The sequence below is a fragment of the Geodermatophilus sp. SYSU D00691 genome, from assembly GCF_054050275.1.
The window spans coordinates 39,193-53,683 of sequence record NZ_JBJGYZ010000033.1; the positions used below are offsets into that span (position 1 = coordinate 39,193).

18 protein-coding genes are annotated in these 14,491 nt (G+C 75.7%); 7 read left to right on the plus strand and 11 right to left on the minus strand.

Features of this window, described 5'->3' with window-relative positions; all coding sequences use genetic code 11:
* Positions 1-2 precede the first annotated feature (2 nt).
* Together ACI797_RS21230 and sigE are read right to left on the minus strand one after the other, a co-directional pair.
* The gene (locus ACI797_RS21230; protein ID WP_456542680.1) at positions 3-590 is read right to left on the minus strand and encodes an anti-sigma factor family protein; all 588 of its coding nucleotides are present in this window, start codon (positions 588-590) and stop codon (positions 3-5) included.
* Positions 587-1,150: an RNA polymerase sigma factor SigE gene (gene sigE / locus ACI797_RS21235; RefSeq protein WP_456861109.1), complete on the minus strand. Its 564-nt coding sequence runs from the start codon at positions 1,148-1,150 to the stop codon at positions 587-589. Before sigE ends, ACI797_RS21230 begins: the two co-directional genes overlap by 4 nt.
* Before the next feature lie 201 nt (positions 1,151-1,351).
* Between sigE and ACI797_RS21240 the strand changes: the two genes are divergently transcribed.
* Positions 1,352-2,014 carry an O-methyltransferase gene (locus ACI797_RS21240; RefSeq protein ID WP_456861111.1) on the plus strand — a complete coding sequence of 221 codons (663 nt, stop codon included), beginning with the start codon at positions 1,352-1,354 and terminating at the stop codon, positions 2,012-2,014.
* Between the two features lie 7 nt (positions 2,015-2,021).
* Here ACI797_RS21240 and glgC read toward each other — a convergent pair whose 3' ends face one another.
* The gene (gene glgC / locus ACI797_RS21245; protein WP_456861113.1) at positions 2,022-3,242 is read right to left on the minus strand and encodes a glucose-1-phosphate adenylyltransferase; all 1,221 of its coding nucleotides are present in this window, start codon (positions 3,240-3,242) and stop codon (positions 2,022-2,024) included.
* Between the two features lie 72 nt (positions 3,243-3,314).
* On the opposite strand from glgC, the gene glgA reads away from it, so the two are divergent.
* Positions 3,315-4,490 (plus strand): glycogen synthase, encoded by a 1,176-nt coding sequence (gene glgA, locus ACI797_RS21250; RefSeq protein ID WP_456861115.1) that lies wholly within the window; start codon positions 3,315-3,317, stop codon positions 4,488-4,490.
* Here glgA and ACI797_RS21255 read toward each other — a convergent pair.
* Both ACI797_RS21255 and ACI797_RS21260 read right to left on the minus strand, forming a co-directional pair.
* On the minus strand, positions 4,474-5,325 hold the full coding sequence (locus tag ACI797_RS21255; RefSeq protein ID WP_456861117.1) for a 5-oxoprolinase subunit C family protein: 852 nt from the start codon (positions 5,323-5,325) through the stop codon (positions 4,474-4,476). The two genes, glgA and ACI797_RS21255, sit on opposite strands and share 17 nt — an antisense overlap.
* A 1-nt stretch (position 5,326) precedes the next feature.
* Complete coding sequence (locus ACI797_RS21260) at positions 5,327-5,947, minus strand: 5-oxoprolinase subunit B family protein (protein WP_456861119.1); 621 nt, start codon at positions 5,945-5,947, stop codon at positions 5,327-5,329.
* Positions 5,948-5,975: 28 nt separating this feature from the next.
* Here ACI797_RS21260 and ACI797_RS21265 point away from each other — a divergent pair, with 28 nt between their 5' ends.
* Together ACI797_RS21265 and ACI797_RS21270 are read left to right on the plus strand one after the other, a co-directional pair.
* The gene (locus ACI797_RS21265; RefSeq protein ID WP_456861121.1) at positions 5,976-6,536 is read left to right on the plus strand and encodes a hypothetical protein; all 561 of its coding nucleotides are present in this window, start codon (positions 5,976-5,978) and stop codon (positions 6,534-6,536) included.
* The gene (locus tag ACI797_RS21270) at positions 6,533-7,264 is read left to right on the plus strand and encodes a GAF domain-containing protein (RefSeq protein ID WP_456542065.1); all 732 of its coding nucleotides are present in this window, start codon (positions 6,533-6,535) and stop codon (positions 7,262-7,264) included. The genes ACI797_RS21265 and ACI797_RS21270 overlap by 4 nt, the downstream gene beginning before the upstream one ends.
* 3 nt (positions 7,265-7,267) lie before the next feature.
* Here the strand turns inward: ACI797_RS21270 and ACI797_RS21275 are convergent, their stop codons facing one another.
* The 4 genes from ACI797_RS21275 to ACI797_RS21290 are packed head-to-tail and all read right to left on the minus strand — an operon-like array spanning position 7,268 to position 9,174.
* Positions 7,268-8,029 carry a LamB/YcsF family protein gene (locus ACI797_RS21275; protein ID WP_456861123.1) on the minus strand — a complete coding sequence of 254 codons (762 nt, stop codon included), beginning with the start codon at positions 8,027-8,029 and terminating at the stop codon, positions 7,268-7,270.
* Between the two features lie 2 nt (positions 8,030-8,031).
* Positions 8,032-8,622 (minus strand): nitrile hydratase subunit alpha, encoded by a 591-nt coding sequence (locus ACI797_RS21280; RefSeq protein ID WP_456861125.1) that lies wholly within the window; start codon positions 8,620-8,622, stop codon positions 8,032-8,034.
* The gene (locus tag ACI797_RS21285; RefSeq protein WP_456861127.1) at positions 8,619-8,897 is read right to left on the minus strand and encodes an SH3-like domain-containing protein; all 279 of its coding nucleotides are present in this window, start codon (positions 8,895-8,897) and stop codon (positions 8,619-8,621) included. Before ACI797_RS21285 ends, ACI797_RS21280 begins: the two co-directional genes overlap by 4 nt.
* Positions 8,890-9,174: a hypothetical protein gene (locus ACI797_RS21290; RefSeq protein WP_456542061.1), complete on the minus strand. Its 285-nt coding sequence runs from the start codon at positions 9,172-9,174 to the stop codon at positions 8,890-8,892. Before ACI797_RS21290 ends, ACI797_RS21285 begins: the two co-directional genes overlap by 8 nt.
* Positions 9,175-9,212: 38 nt before the next feature.
* Here ACI797_RS21290 and ACI797_RS21295 point away from each other — a divergent pair, with 38 nt between their 5' ends.
* Together ACI797_RS21295 and ACI797_RS21300 are read left to right on the plus strand one after the other, a co-directional pair.
* A complete protein-coding gene (locus tag ACI797_RS21295; protein WP_456861129.1) occupies positions 9,213-10,523 on the plus strand; it encodes an MFS transporter in 1,311 nt (436 codons plus the stop codon).
* A 38-nt stretch (positions 10,524-10,561) separates the two neighbouring features.
* Complete coding sequence (locus ACI797_RS21300; RefSeq protein WP_456861131.1) at positions 10,562-11,629, plus strand: spore photoproduct lyase family protein; 1,068 nt, start codon at positions 10,562-10,564, stop codon at positions 11,627-11,629.
* Positions 11,630-11,692: 63 nt separating this feature from the next.
* On the opposite strand, the gene ACI797_RS21305 is transcribed toward ACI797_RS21300, so the two are convergent.
* Together ACI797_RS21305 and ACI797_RS21310 are read right to left on the minus strand one after the other, a co-directional pair.
* Positions 11,693-12,385: a DUF6766 family protein gene (locus ACI797_RS21305; RefSeq protein WP_456861133.1), complete on the minus strand. Its 693-nt coding sequence runs from the start codon at positions 12,383-12,385 to the stop codon at positions 11,693-11,695.
* An 85-nt stretch (positions 12,386-12,470) separates the two neighbouring features.
* The gene (locus tag ACI797_RS21310) at positions 12,471-12,860 is read right to left on the minus strand and encodes a hypothetical protein (protein WP_456861135.1); all 390 of its coding nucleotides are present in this window, start codon (positions 12,858-12,860) and stop codon (positions 12,471-12,473) included.
* A gap of 127 nt (positions 12,861-12,987) precedes the next feature.
* Between ACI797_RS21310 and ACI797_RS21315 the strand changes: the two genes are divergently transcribed.
* A complete protein-coding gene (locus ACI797_RS21315) occupies positions 12,988-14,481 on the plus strand; it encodes a phytoene desaturase family protein (RefSeq protein WP_456861137.1) in 1,494 nt (497 codons plus the stop codon).
* The last annotated feature ends 10 nt before the right edge of the window (positions 14,482-14,491 follow it).

The following is a 14,491-nucleotide window of genomic DNA, read 5'->3' on the forward strand; positions in this document are numbered from 1 at the left end:
GCTCAGGGGGTCCCGCCCGGAGCGGCGGCGGGCACGGTCGCGGTTCCCCCGGTGAGGGTGCGGACGACGGGCGGCACGCCCTCAGTCTGCTCCTCCGGCAGGGACGGGCGCGCGACGGGGCCCGACGGCGTGCCGCGTTCGAGCTCCCCCGCGGCGGGCAGGCTCAGCGCGAGGGCGGCGACGCCGATGCCGAGACCGGCGAGCGTGCCGGTGACACCGCGGCGCAGCCAGCGCGCGGTGGAGTCGGAGCGGCCCGGCCGGTGCGGGCGCAGCGACACCGCCCACGACCCCGTGGCCCCCGAGACGGTGAGCGAGTCCGGTCCCGCGGCCAGCGTCCCGGGGCCTCCGCTCCCCGGCACGTCGGTGGTGAAGGGGATCGCGCACAGCCGCGAGAGCAGGTCACCGGGGACGGCGACCTCCTGCGAACGGTGCAGCGCCTCCTTCGCCTCGCGCTGCGCCTGCACGGCCATGCGGCACTGCGCGCAGCCGGTGAGGTGCGCCGCCGCGCGCCGGGCGGGGCCCGCGGTCAGCTCGCCGTCGACCAGCGCGGCGATCGCCTCCTGGGCGAGGTGGCTCTCGGGGATGCTCATGCCTGCCCTCCTCCCGCGACGGCCGCACGGCGCGGCGCGAGGTGGGCGAGCGCCTCGCGCAGCTGGACGCGGCCGCGGTGGATGCGGCTGCGCACCGTCCCCAGCTTGATGCCCAGGGTCGCCGCGATCTCCTCGTAGGTCAGCCCCTCGATGTCGCACAGCACCACCGCCACCCGGAACTCCGGCGACAGCGCGTCCAGCGCCGCCTGGATCTGCGGGTCCAGGTGCGTGTCGGCGTACACCTGCTCCGGGCTCGGCGCCGAGCCGGGCAGCCGCTCGGTGTCCTCGGGCAGGGCGTCGAACCGGATCCGCTGCCGGCGCCGGACCATGTCCAGGAACAGGTTCGTGGTGATCCGGTGCAGCCAGCCCTCGAACGTGCCGGGCTCGAAGTTCGCCAGCGACCGGAACACCCGGACGAACGTCTCCTGGGTGAGGTCCTCCGCGTCCTGGGCGTTGCCCGAGAGGCGGTAGGCCAGCCGGTAGACGCGCGCCGAGTGCTCGCGCACGACCTGCTCCCAGCTCGGCGCGACCCATCCCTCGGCGACGACGGGCCCGGTCACGGGCTCAGCATCCCGCACGGGCGCCACCGCGACCTCGTCGGCGGGCGCGGGGTCGGCGGACGGTGCTCGCTTCAGGCGCACGACGGTGTCAACGGACGAGCCCCGGAGGGGTGTTCCCGCCCACAGGGAACTCCCAGGCGGGCACACCGGCCACTCGCCTCGCCGCTGGTGGCGGGGGTCGGCCACTACCCTCGGCCGGTGATGAGCGCCGGTGGATCGTCGTGGGCCGAGGCCCAGCTCCAGGCGCACGCCTACGCCGACCGCTTCGCTCCCGAGTCCGCCGCGCTGGTCGCTGCCCGGGCCCGGCTGGCGCACCGCGTGGACGCGGTGCCGGTCGAGCCCGCCGCCGGCGCCGCCCTCGCCGTCCTGGCCGCCCAGGGCCGCGCCCGCTCGGTGGTCTCGATCGGCGGCGGCGGCATCTCGGGGCTGTGGCTGCTGCGCGGGATGCGCCCCGACGGCGTCCTCACCGCCCTGGACGGCGACCCGGAGCAGCTGCGCGCCGCCCGCAAGGCGTTCCTCGAGGCGGGCGTGCCGCAGGGCCGCACCCGGCTGATCTTCGGCACCCCGGCGGAGGTGCTCCCCCGGCTCTCCCCGGGCGCCTACGACCTGGTCAGCTGCGCCGGGCCGCCGCGCGAGTACAGCGCCCAGCTGGCCGCGCTGCTCGACCTCGTCCGCCCCGGCGGCGCGCTGGTCTGCCACGGGTTGCTGGCCGGCGGCCGGGTGGCCGACCGCACCGCCCGCGACCCGCAGACGGTGGCCTGGCGCGAGCTCGCACGGGCGGTGCGCGAGGACGAGGGGCTGCTCTCCGCCGTCCTGCCGGTCGGGAGCGGTCTGCTGGTCGCGACCAAGCCCGCCGGGTCCTGACCGCGGCTCAGACGGAGGCGACGGCGCCCTTGCCGAGCACGGTCACGCCGCCGTCGGAGACGTGGTACCGCTGGCGGTCGGCGTCGTGGTCGACGCCGATCCGCGCCCACGCGGGGACGACGACGTTCTTGTCGAGGATCGCGCGGCGGACGTAGGCGCCCTCGCCGATCTGCACGCCGTCCATGAGCACGCTGTCCTCGACCCGCGCGCCGCGCTCGACCCGCACCCCCGGCGAGATGACCGAGTGGTGCACCGAGCCGCCGCCGATGATGGTGCCGGCGCTGACCATCGACTCCTCGGCCCGCCCGCCGAGGACGAACTTCGCCGGCGGCAGCTGCGGCGGCAGGGTGAGGATCGGCCAGCGGTCGTTGTAGAGGTTGAAGATCGGCGTGACCGACACCAGGTCCATGTGCGCGTCGAAGTACGAGTCGATCGTCCCGACGTCGCGCCAGTAGCCGTGGTCGCGCTCGGTGGCCCCGGGGACGATGTTGGTGGAGAAGTCGTAGACCCACGCCTCGCCCTGCTCGGCGAGCATCGGCATGATCGAGCCGCCCATGTCGTGGGCCGAGGACTCGTCGGTCGCGTCCGCGCGCAGCGCCTCGATCAGCGCGTCGGTGGTGAAGCAGTAGTTGCCCATCGAGGCGAAGCTCTCGTCGGGCGAGTCCGGCAGCCCGGGCGGGTCGGCCGGCTTCTCCAGGAAGCCGCGCACCCGGCCCTCGGCGTCGGCGTCGATGACGCCGAAGCCGGTGGCCTCCGCCCGCGGCACCCGCAGCCCGGCGATGGTCACCCCGGCACCGGTCTGCAGGTGCTGGTCGACCATCTGCCCCGGGTCCATCCGGTAGACGTGGTCGGCGCCGAAGACCAGCACGATGTCGGGCCGCGCGTCGTAGACCAGGTTGAGGCTCTGGAGGATCGCGTCGGCGCTGCCGGTGTACCAGCGCGGGCCGAGCCGCTGCTGCGCCGGCACCGGGGTGATGTAGTTGCCGAGCAGCTGCGAGAGCCGCCACGTCGTGGTGATGTGCCGGTCGAGGCTGTGGCTCTTGTACTGGGTGAGGACGGCGATCTGCCGGACCTCGGCGTTCACCAGGTTCGACAGCACGAAGTCGATCAGCCGGTAGTTGCCGCCGAAGGGCACCGCCGGCTTGGCCCTGTCCTGGGTGAGGGGGGCCAGCCGCTTGCCCTCACCGCCCGCCAGGACGATGCCGAGCACCCGTGGACCGCCGCGCATGCTCGCAACGTAGCCGCTCGGCGCGTGGTCCGCGCCACCTGGTCCGCCGGTTCCGCCCCCTAGGGTGACGCCGTGCGCATCGGGATCGTCACCAGGGAGTGGCCGCCGGACGTCTACGGCGGCGCGGGCGTCCACGTCGAACACCTCGTGGCCGCGCTGCGGTCGCTGCCGGCGGGGCCGGAGCTCGACGTCCACTGCTTCGGCGGTGAGCGGCCGGACGCGGTCGGGCACGGCGTCCCGGCCGGGCTGGCGCAGGCCAACGGGGCGCTGCAGGCGCTCGGCGTGGACGTCGAGATCGCCGGCGCGCTGGCCGGCGCCGACCTGGTGCACAGCCACACCTGGTACGCCAACGCCGCCGGCATGTTCGCCCAGCTGGTGCACGGGCTGCCGCACGTCGTCACCGCGCACTCCCTCGAGCCGCGCCGGCCGTGGAAGGCCGACCAGCTCGGCGGCGGCTACCGGCTCTCCTCGTGGGTCGAGCGGACCGCCTACCTGTCCGCCGACGCGGTGATCGCGGTCAGCCGTGGCATGCGCGACGACGTCCTCGCCGTCTACCCTGAGCTCGACCCGGCGCGGGTGCACGTGGTGCACAACGGCGTCGACGCCGAGGCCTACAAGCCGACCCCGGCACCCGACGTCGTCCGCTCGCTCGGGGTCGACCCCGACCGGCCGTACGCGCTGTTCGTCGGCCGGATCACCCGGCAGAAGGGGCTGACCCACCTGCTGGCCGCCGCCGAGCAGTTGCCGCCGGAGGCCGGGCAGCTGGTGCTGTGCGCCGGCGCCGCCGACACCCCGGCCGAGCGGCAGCAGGTGGCCGACGCGGTGGCGGCGCTGCAGGCCCGCCGGGGCGGGGTGGTGTGGATCGAGGCGATGCTGCCGCGCGAGCACCTGGTCCCGCTGATCTCCGGCGCCACGGTCTTCGTCTGCCCGTCGGTGTACGAGCCGCTGGGCATCGTCAACCTCGAGGCCGCCGCGTGCGGCACCGCCGTGGTGGCCAGCGCGGTGGGCGGCATCCCCGAGGTCGTCGCCGATGGCGCGACCGGCCTGCTCGTGCCCTACGACCCGGCCGACGCCGCCGCGTTCGAGGCCGGCCTCGCCGCGGGGATCGCCGAGCTGCTGGGCGACCCGGTGCGCTCGGCGCAGATGGGCGCCGCCGGCCGCGAGCGCGTGCTCACCGAGTTCGGCTGGCCGGCCATCGCGCAGGAGACGGTCGGGCTCTACACCGAGATCCTCAACGGGCGGGCCTGAACCGCACCACGTCCCCCGGGCGGAGCTGGGCGGCGGCGGGCAGCCCGGCGGTGGTGACGACGGCGAGCACCGGGTAGCCCCCGGTCACCGGGTGGTCGGCGAGGAAGAGCACCGGGGCGCCGTCGGGCGGCACCTGGACGGCGCCGGGCACCAGGCCCTCGCTGGGCAGCTCGCCGTCCCGGGCGCGCTCCAGCCGCGGGCCGCCCAGCCGCAGCCCGACCCGGTCGCTGTCGGCGCTGACCGTCCACTCCGCGCCGACCAGCCGGGTCCACGCCTCGTCGGTCAGCCAGTCGCGGCGCGGCCCGGGCAGCACCGGCAGCACGGGGCGGGCCGACGGCGCGGCCACCGGCGCGACGTCGACGACGGGCTCCTCCCCGGCGTCACGGCCCACCGGCAGGAGGTCGCCGGCCCGCAGCGGTTCCGGGCCGAGGCCGCTGAGCCGGTCGGTGCTGCGCGAGCCGAGGACCGGCGGCACGTCCACGCCGCCGCGCACCGCCAGGTAGGAGCGCAGCCCGACCGGCGGGACGCCGAGGGCCAGCTCGGCGCCGGCGGGCAGGGTCAGCGGCGCGTTGCCAGCGGCAGGGCGGCCGTCGACGGTCAGCGGGGCCGGGGCACCGGTGACCGCCACCAGCAGCGCGCGCTCGGCGCGAACCCGCAGCCCCCCGGCGGTGACCTCCACGGTGGCCGCGCCCGGCCGGTTGCCGACCAGCCGGTTGGCCAGGTCGTGCGCGGCGCGGTCGGCGGCGCCCGACCGCGGCACCCCGATCCCGGCCCAGCCGGTCCGCCCGGCGTCCTGCACGGTGGCGAGCGGGCCGGGCGCGACGACGCGGAGCACCTCAGCCGACCTCGGTGAGCCGGACGCGCGTGCCGGGGGCGAGCAGCGCCGGCGGGTCGCGGTCGACGTCGAACAGGACGGCGTCGGTGCGGCCCACCAGCTGCCAGCCGCCGGGCGAGGCGCGCGGGTAGGCGCCGGCGAACGGCCCGGCGAGGCCGACCGCGCCCGCCGGCACCCGCGTGCGGGGCGTGCTCCGGCGGGGCACGTGCAGGTGCTCGGGCAGCCCGGTGAGGTAGCCGAAGCCGGGCGCGAAGCCGCCGAAGGCGACGGTCAGCTCGGCGGCCGTCAGCTCCTCGACCAGCCGCCGCACCGGCCGGCCGGTCAGCTCGGCGACGTCGTCGAGGTCGGGGCCGTCGAAGACCACGGGCAGCTCGACCTCCCGTCCCGCCGCGGCGCCGGCGTCCCCGGTCAGCGGCAGCCGGCGCAGCCGGGCGGCGTCGGTGTCGGCGGGCGCGCGGTCGAGCAGCACGAGCACGGTGCGGGCGGCGGGCACGAGGTCGACCTGCCCCGGCAGCGGCTCGGCGGCCAGCGCCCTCCGGACGGCGGTGACCTCCGCCGCCCCCGCGACCTCGACCAGCAGCGCCCGGTCGCCGCAGGGCAGCACGGTGATGCCGTCGCTCACCCCTCCATGATCGGGCACGATCCCTCGTATGCAGCGGCTGCGGACCTACGCGCGCCTCTTCGTCGCCTGCGGCGTGCCCTTCGGCATCGTCACGGGGCTGCTCAGCCTGCCGTTCCTCGACGCGGGCGGTGGCGTCGCGGCCGGCGCGTCGGCCGGTGTGCTCTTCGGGGGCGGCATGGCGCTGCTGCTGGGGACGACCGACGCCGTCGCCGACCGCGGGGCCCGGCCCGGCGCACCGCACGGCCCGCGGCAGTCGGCGACCTTGGCCGTGCACCCGAGCCCGGACCTGCCGCAGCGCGTCGTCGACGCGCTGGCCGCCCTGCCCGCGACCGTCGCCACGGCGGATCCCGTCACCGGCCGGTTCACCGCCACCACGCGCACGACGTGGAAGAGCTGGGGCGAGGAGGTGACGGTGCAGCTGTCGGGTGATCCGGCAGCGCCGACGGCCACGGTGAGCAGCCGACCGCGGGTGCGCACCTCGCTCGTCGACTACGGCAGGGGCCGGTCGAACGTCGCCGCCGTCGTGGCCGCACTGCGGGCGCCGGCCGACGCGTGGGGCGGACCCGGGCGGGGCACCGTAGGGGGATGACCATCGCCGGCCGGTTCGAGGACGCGCTGGACTCGGTCAGCGAGCCGGGCTTCCAGGGGCCCGAGCTCCTGCCGGTCCGGCTCGCCCGTGCCTGTGCCCGGATGCTGCCCGTCGACGGCGCCGGGATCAGCCTGGCGGACCGGGGTGGGCAGCGGATCCCGCTCGGCGCCAGCTCCGAGGAGGCCGCCGTCGCCGAGCGGCTGCAGTTCACCGTCGGCGAGGGCCCGTGCACGACCGCCCAGGAGTCCCGGGAACCGGTCTTCGCGCTGCACGAGGACCTGCGCCGCCGCTGGCCGACGTTCACCGACCTGCTGGAGGAGCGCACCCCCTACTGCGCGGTGGTCGCCCTCCCCCTGCGCGAGGCGATCTCCGGGCTGGGCGCGATCGACCTGTACCTGGCGCGGGAGGACGGCGTCGCGGAGATCGACGTCTTCGAGGCCATGGCGGTCGGCGACCTGGTCACCTCGGCGCTGTCGGAGACCGCCGTCTGGTCGACCTGGGAGCCCAGCCGCGGCCCGGACTGGCTGCACGGCCCGTCGGCCGAGCGCCGGTCGCTGGTCTGGGAGGCCATGGGCGCGGTGGCGCTCGCCCTCGAGGTCACCCCGGAGGTCGCGCTCGACCTGCTGCGCGGGGCGGCCTACGCGTCCGGTTGCACCGTGGACGACGTGGCCGCCGACGTGGTCGCCGAGAAGCTGGACCCGCAGGAGCTGCGCCCCCCGGAGGACTGACGCTCAGCCGGCGAACGGCGCGATCGTCAGCCCGGCCCCGGTCAGCGCCGCCCGCACGCCGCGCGCCAGCTCCACCGCGCCGGGGGTGTCGCCGTGCACGCAGACGGAGTCGACCGCCACGTCCACCGTCGTCCCGTCGACGGCGACGACCACGCCCTCGGCGGCCATGCGGACCGCCCGCTCGGCGACCGCCCGGGGGTCCTCGACCAGCGCCCCCGGCGAGCGGCGCGGCACGAGGGTGCCCTCCGGGGTGTAGCCGCGGTCGGCGAAGCCCTCGGCGACGGTGCGCAGGCCCGCGGCCCCGGCGGTGCGCAGCAGCACCGAGCCGGGCAGCCCGAGCACCGGCAGCGCGGGGTCGTAGGCGGTGACCGCCTCGACCACCGCCCGGGCCTGCGCCTCGTGGGTGACGACGGCGTTGTAGAGCGCGCCGTGCGGCTTGAGGTAGGCCACCCGCCCGCCGCCGGCCCGGGCGATCCCGTCGAGCGCGGCCAGCTGGTACAGGACGTCGTCGGTGAGCTCGGCGGGGGCGACGTCGACGAACCGGCGGCCGAAGCCGGCGAGGTCGCGGTAGGAGACCTGCGCGCCGATGGCCACCCCGGCGGCGACGGCGCCGGCGCAGACCCGGCGCATCGTCGAGGGGTCGCCGGCGTGGAACCCGCAGGCGACGTTGGCGCTGCTGACGACGCCGAGCAGCGCCTCGTCGTCCCCGAGCGTCCAGACGCCGAAGCCCTCGCCGAGGTCGGCGTTGAGGTCGATCGCCGGCACGGTCAGACCGCCGCCGTCCCGATCAGGCCCTTGCGGGTGACCAGGCCGGCCAGCTCCTCCTCGCCGAGCCCGTCGGTGCCCGCCGGGCGGCGCGGCACGACCATGTACCGCGACTCGGCGCTGGCGTCCCAGACCGCGATCGAGGTCGAGGCCGGCAGCTCGAGGCCGAACTCGCGCAGCACACCGCGCGGGTCGCGGACCACCCGCGAGCGGTAGGCCTCGCTCTTGTACCAGCTCGGCGACGGCCCGAGCAGCGCGATCGGGTAGCAGGAGCACAGCGTGCAGACGACGACGTTGTGCTCGTCGGCGGTGTTGGCGACGACCTTCAGCCGCTGCTCCTGCAGGCCGCCGGACATCGACAACCCGACCTCGCGGATCGCGGTGTTGGCGTCGGCGAGCAGCCGCTCGGCGAAGCCGGGGTCCACCCACGCCCGGGCCACGATCCGCGCGCCGTTGGCCGGCGAGCCGCCGGCCAGGAACTCGTCGATGCGGGTGTCGATCTCGCCGGGGGCGAGCAGGCCGCGGTCCTCGAGGAGGGCCTCCACGTGCCGCACCTCCGCGGAGACCGCCGCGCTCGCGTGCTCGCCGCTCATCGCCCCTCCACCGGTTCCAGGTACTGCTCCCACAGCTCGACGGTCACCGAGTGGTCGCCGTCGCCGAACAGGTCGCGGGCCGCGAACCGCACGTGGTAGACGCCCTGCGGCTCCGGGCTCAGCCCGCGCGCCCGGTCGTCGGCCAGCGGGTGCCGCCCGGCCGGCTCCACCACCACGCCGACGGCCCCCCGGGCGTACCGCGGCAGCCGGGTGTGGCCGGGCGGGTCGACCGCGCGGGTGCGCACCCGGTCGCCGGGCGCGAACCGGTCAGGCACCGGAGAGCTCCTCCGCCGTCGCCACGCCCTTCTCGACCAGCAGCGTGCGGATCGCGGCGAACCACCGCTCGTAGTACGACGCCGCCAGGTAGTCGGCCGGCGGCATCCGCTCGATCGCGTCGCGGAACTCGTCGAGGTTGTAGACCCCCCGCTTGATCAGCGCGCCGTTGAGCGCGAAGACGTGCGCCTCCCAGTCGCTGTGGAACGGGGGCTCGTCGGGCTCCTCGGCGATCGCGGCGAAGCCGGACATCCCGCCGACGTCGTTGATGCGTGCCACCCGTTGTTCCTACCGCACCCGTGGGTACCCACGGGCCCATGACCGCTTCCCCGCGGAGCCCGCGCAAGGTCATCGTCGCGAGCCTGATCGGCACGTCGCTGGAGTGGTACGACTTCTTCCTCTACTCCACCGCCGCGGCCGTCGTCTTCAACAAGCTGTTCTTCCCCGACGTCTCGCCGGTGACCGGCACGCTGCTGGCGTTCACCACCGCGGCCGTCGGCTTCGTCGCCCGCCCGCTCGGCGGCATCGTCTTCGGCCACCTCGGCGACCGCCGCGGCCGCAAGCAGGTGCTGGTGATCACCCTGCTGATGATGGGCATCGCGACGGTGCTCATCGGCGCGCTGCCCACGTACGCCTCGATCGGCATCGCGGCGCCCGTGCTGCTGGCGGCGCTGCGCTTCGTGCAGGGCCTGGGCCTGGGCGGCGAGTGGGGCGGCGCGGTGCTGATGACGTTGGAGCACGGCGCTCCCGAGCGGCGCGGGCTGAACACCAGCTGGCCCCAGGTCGGCGTCCCCATGGGCAACCTGCTCGCCGCCGGCGCGCTGGGCGTGCTCGGCGCGGTGCTGAGCGAGGACGCGTTCCTCTCCTGGGGCTGGCGCATCCCGTTCTTCCTCTCCGGCGCGCTGGTGCTGGCCGGCCTCTGGATCCGGCTGTCGGTGGCCGAGAGCCCGCTGTTCGCCGAGGTGGAGCAGCGCGGCGCGAAGGTCGAGATGCCGCTGGTGGAGGTCGTGAAGCGGCACCCGCGGCAGCTGCTGGTCGCGATGGCGGCGCGGATCGGCACCGATGTCGCCTTCTACACCTTCACCGTCTACAGCCTGGTCTACGTCACCGAGGTCGCCGGCCGGGAGCGCAGCGTCGGGCTGACGGCGGTGCTCGTCGGCTCGGCGTTCCAGCTGGTGCTCATCCCGCTGTTCGGCGGGTTGTCCGACCGCCTCGGCCGGCGGCCGGTCTACGCCGCCGGGGCGGTGGCCGCGGCCGCGTGGGCGTTCGCCTTCTTCCCGCTGCTGGGCACCGGGTCGACGGCGGTCATCGTGTTCGCGGTCTCGGTCGCGCTGCTCACGCACGCGGCCATGTACGGCCCGCAGGCGGCGTTCATCGCGGAGCTGTTCTCCACCGAGCTGCGCTACAGCGGCGCCTCGATGGGCTACCAGTTGGCCGGCGTCCTGGGCGGCGCGATCGCGCCGATCGTGGCGATCGCGCTGGTCGAGGCCACCGGCACGTCGTTCGCGGTCTCGGCGTACGTGCTCGCCATGGTGCTGCTGACCCTGGTCGCGCTGAAGTTCGCGCCGGAGACCGCCGAGCGCCCGCTGCGGCGGGGCTCGCGGGTGGTGTCGACCGCCACGCGCTGACCCGAAATCCCTGGTCGGCGCCCGGCGCTGCACAGGACGTGCCCGCCGCACCCGCCCTCCTCCAGGTCCGCACGGTCTACGCCGAACCCGCCGCGCTCGCCTCCCCCCGCGGCCGCGACGTCCTCGACCGCTTCCCCGGCGCCGAGGTGGTCGAGATCGACTCGCACTGGAAGATCCCCGAGCTGCACGGCAACCAGGGCAACGTCGAGCGCTGGGTGCGGGTGAAGACCGAGACCCTCGTGCTGGGCGTGAAGAAGTCGCTGACCGCGCGGCCCAACGGCCGCTCGGCGAACTGGATCGCCCCCTCGACCGCCAACGGGTGCGCCATGGCGTGCGCCTACTGCTACGTGCCGCGGCAGAAGGGCTACGCCAACCCGATCACCGTCTTCACCAACATCGAGCAGATCACCGGCTACCTGCGCCGCCACGTGGGCCGGCAGGGCGTCAAGACCGAGCCGGACCAGTGCGACCCGGAGAGCTGGGTCTACGACATCGGCGAGAACAGCGACTGCTCGGTCGACGCCCTGGTCAGCGACAACGTCGCCGACCTGGTCGCCACCTTCCGCGACCTGCCCACGGCCAAGGCGTCGTTCGCGACCAAGTACGTCAACCGGCAGCTGCTGGAACTCGACCCGCGGGGCCGCACCCGGGTGCGGTTCTCCCTCATGCCGGACGACGACGCCCGCGTGGTCGACGTGCGCACCAGCCGGATCGCCGAGCGGATCGCCGCCGTCGACGACTTCGTCGAGGCCGGGTACGAGGTCCACCTCAACCTGTCGCCGGTGATCCTCCGCGACGGCTGGGAGGCCGACTGGGCGGCGCTGCTCGACCGGCTGGACGACGAGCTGTCGCCGCGGGCCAAGGCGCAGGCGGCGGCCGAGGTCATCCTGCTGACGCACAACCGCGACCTGCACCAGGTCAACCTCGGCTGGCACCCCAAGGCCGAGGAGCTGCTGTGGCGGCCCGATCTGCAGCAGCCCAAGCGAAGCCAGAACGGCCAGTGGAACGTCCGCTACCGCAACGACGTCAAGCGCACCGGCGTGGAGCGGCTGCGCGACCTCGTCGCCGCGCGCGCCCCCTGGCTGACGATCCGCTACGCCTTCTAGGAGGACCCCGCTGCCCCCACGCCTCGCAGGCCCGGCGCGGGCCCCTGCAGCGAGGCCGTTCCATCAGCCCGACTGGCCGGTGTCGGCGTGCGCGACGCCGACCGGCTTGGACTCCGGCGACCCGCGCTGGCGCAGGTAGACGGCGAAGATCGCCATGGAGCCGACGGCGAGCATCTCCGACTGCCAGTTCTGGAAGGAGCGGTTCCAGAAGTCGGCCTCGCCGAGGTAGCCGAGGAGGCTCACCGGGTCCTGCCGCTGGCCGAGCTGCTCGCTGTTGAACGCCGCCCAGCCGGTCACGGCCGAGGCCACCCAGGTGAGCAGGAACAGCGCGCCCATCAGCAGGCCCAGCGAGCGGGAGAACAGCGCCGTCCGCCAGCCACCGACCCGCGCCCACGCCGGGGAGTCCTCGTCCGCGTGCCGGCCGACCTTCTGCTCCTCGTCGCTCTCCGGGCCCTCCTGGCCCGGCTCCTTCGACTCCGTCGAGCCCTTCTGCACGAACCAGACGGTCGCGAAGATGAACAGGAAGAACTGCAGGTACTCCGACTGCCAGTTCTCCATGACGTCGACCATGAACGACGACGACGTCACGTAGTCGAGCAACCCGACCGGCTCCAGGCCGTCGGCCAGCTGCTGGGCGTTGAAGTCGGCCGTGCCCGAGATCGCCTGGCCGACGAGGGTGACGAGGAACAGCACGCCGAAGGCGAGGCTGAGCGCGTTGTTGCGCAGGAATCCGTAGCTCGGCTCCTCGACCGTCATCGCCCGATCGCCCCCAGCACGAACGCGTAGGCGATGCCCAGCGCGATCACGACCAGGTAGGTCAGGAAGACCGCCCGCACACCGTTCACGGCCCCTCCACCTCGCACTCGTAGGGCGCGTCGCCCTGCGGCTCGCAGCCCGCCGCGGTCACCTTCCAGCCGGCGTCGGTCTCGGTCAGGAAGACCGTCTCGCCGCCGAGCCGCACCTGGGCGTCGCCGCCCCACACCTCCACCGCCGTCACGTCGCCGCCCGGCAGCGGCACGTCGCCGATCGCCTCGGGGCAGGAGGCGGACTCCTCGGACTCGAACGTCGCCAGCGTGGCCGGCGCCAGCAGGTCGCAGCGGGCCTGCGGGTCGGCGGCCGGGTCCTCGAACGCGGTGGCCACGCCGCCCACGTCGGGCTCGGCCGCGCTCGCGCAGCCGGTGAGCAGCGCCAGGGCCCCTGCCCCGGCGAGAAGAGCGGAGAGCCTGCGCATCCGTCCTCCTGCAGCAGCAGCGCTCCGGCCGTCGTCTCGACCGAGCCCTCGTCCGCTACCCGGGGTTGCTCCACGGCCAAACGATCTTCACCCGGCCAGGCGACGGCCTCCGGTTACCGTGGTCGCCGTGGCGCGGGTGGCGGTCGTTGGCGCCGGGCTCGGTGGGCTGGCCGCCGCGGCTCGGCTGGCCGCGCTCGGGCACGCCGTCACCGTGCTGGAGCAGGCCCCGGAGGTCGGCGGCAAGCTCGGCTGGGTCGCCCGCGACGGCCACGGGTTCGACACCGGCCCCAGCCTGGTCACGCTGCCGCACCTCTACCGCGACCTGTTCGCCGCGACCGGCGCACCGCTGGACGACGTCCTCGACCTGGTGCCGCTCGACCCGGCGGCCGAGCTGCGCTTCGCCGACGGCACCCGGCTGACCGTGCCCGGCCGGGCGGCGGCCGTGCCCGACGCGCTGGACGACGCCCTGGGCGACGGCGCCGGCGGGCAGTGGACGGCGCTGATGGAGCGGGCCGGGCAGATGTGGCGGGTGTCGGAGCAGCCGTTCCTGCGCTCCCCGCTGGCCGGTGCGGCGACGCTGGCCCGGCTGGCCCGCCGGCCGGCCGACGTCGCGACCGTCGCCCCTTGGGAGACGCTGCGCGGCCTGGGCGGGCGCTACCTGCGGCACCCGCACCTGCGCACGCTGCTCGACCGCTACGCCACCTACTCGGGCTCCGACCCGCGGCGGGCGCCGGCGGTGCTCGCCACCGTCCCGTACGCGGAGCAGCGCTTCGGCTCCTGGTACGTGCGCGGCGGGCTGCGCCGGCTCGGTCTCGCCGTCGCCGAGCGGGCGGTGGAGCGGGGCGCCGAGCTGCGGACGTCGTCGCCGGTGGCCTCGGTCGTCGTCGAGGGCGGCCGTGCGCGCGGGGTGCGGCTGTCCACCGGCGAGGTCGTCCCCGCCGACGTCGTCGTCTCGGCCGGCGACGCGGCCGCGCTCTACCGCGACCTGCTGCCGGCCGACCGGCGCACCCGGCCGGTGCGCGCGGGGCTGGCCCGCGCCACGCCGTCGCTGTCCGGGTTCGTGCTGCTGCTCGCGCTGCGCGGGCGGACCCCGGGGCTGGCGCACCACACGGTCCTGTTCCCCGAGGACTACGACGCCGAGTTCGACGCGGTCTTCGGGATCGGCGGCGCGCCGCGGCCGGTACCCGACCCGACCGTCTACGTCAGCGCGCCGGACGACCCGGCGACCCGGCCGGACGGCGACAGCGAGTCGTGGTTCGTGCTGGTCAACGCTCCCCGCCACGACCCGGCGGCCGGGGTGGACTGGACCGCACCCGGGCTCGCCGACGCCCACGCGGCGCGGGTGCTGGAGACGATGGCCCGCCGCGGGTTGGACGTGCGCGACCGCGTGAAGTGGTGCGTCGTGCGCACCCCGGCCGACCTCGAGCGCGACACCGGCAGCGTCGGCGGCTCGATCTACGGGACGTCGAGCAACGGCACGCGGGCGGCGTTCCTGCGGCCGGCCAACGCCTCGCCGGTGCCGGGCCTGTTCCTCGTGGGCGGCTCGGCGCACCCCGGCGGCGGCCTGCCGCTGGTGGCGCTCTCGGCGGAGATCGTGGCGGGCCTGGTCGGCCCCGCCTGACAGACTCGGC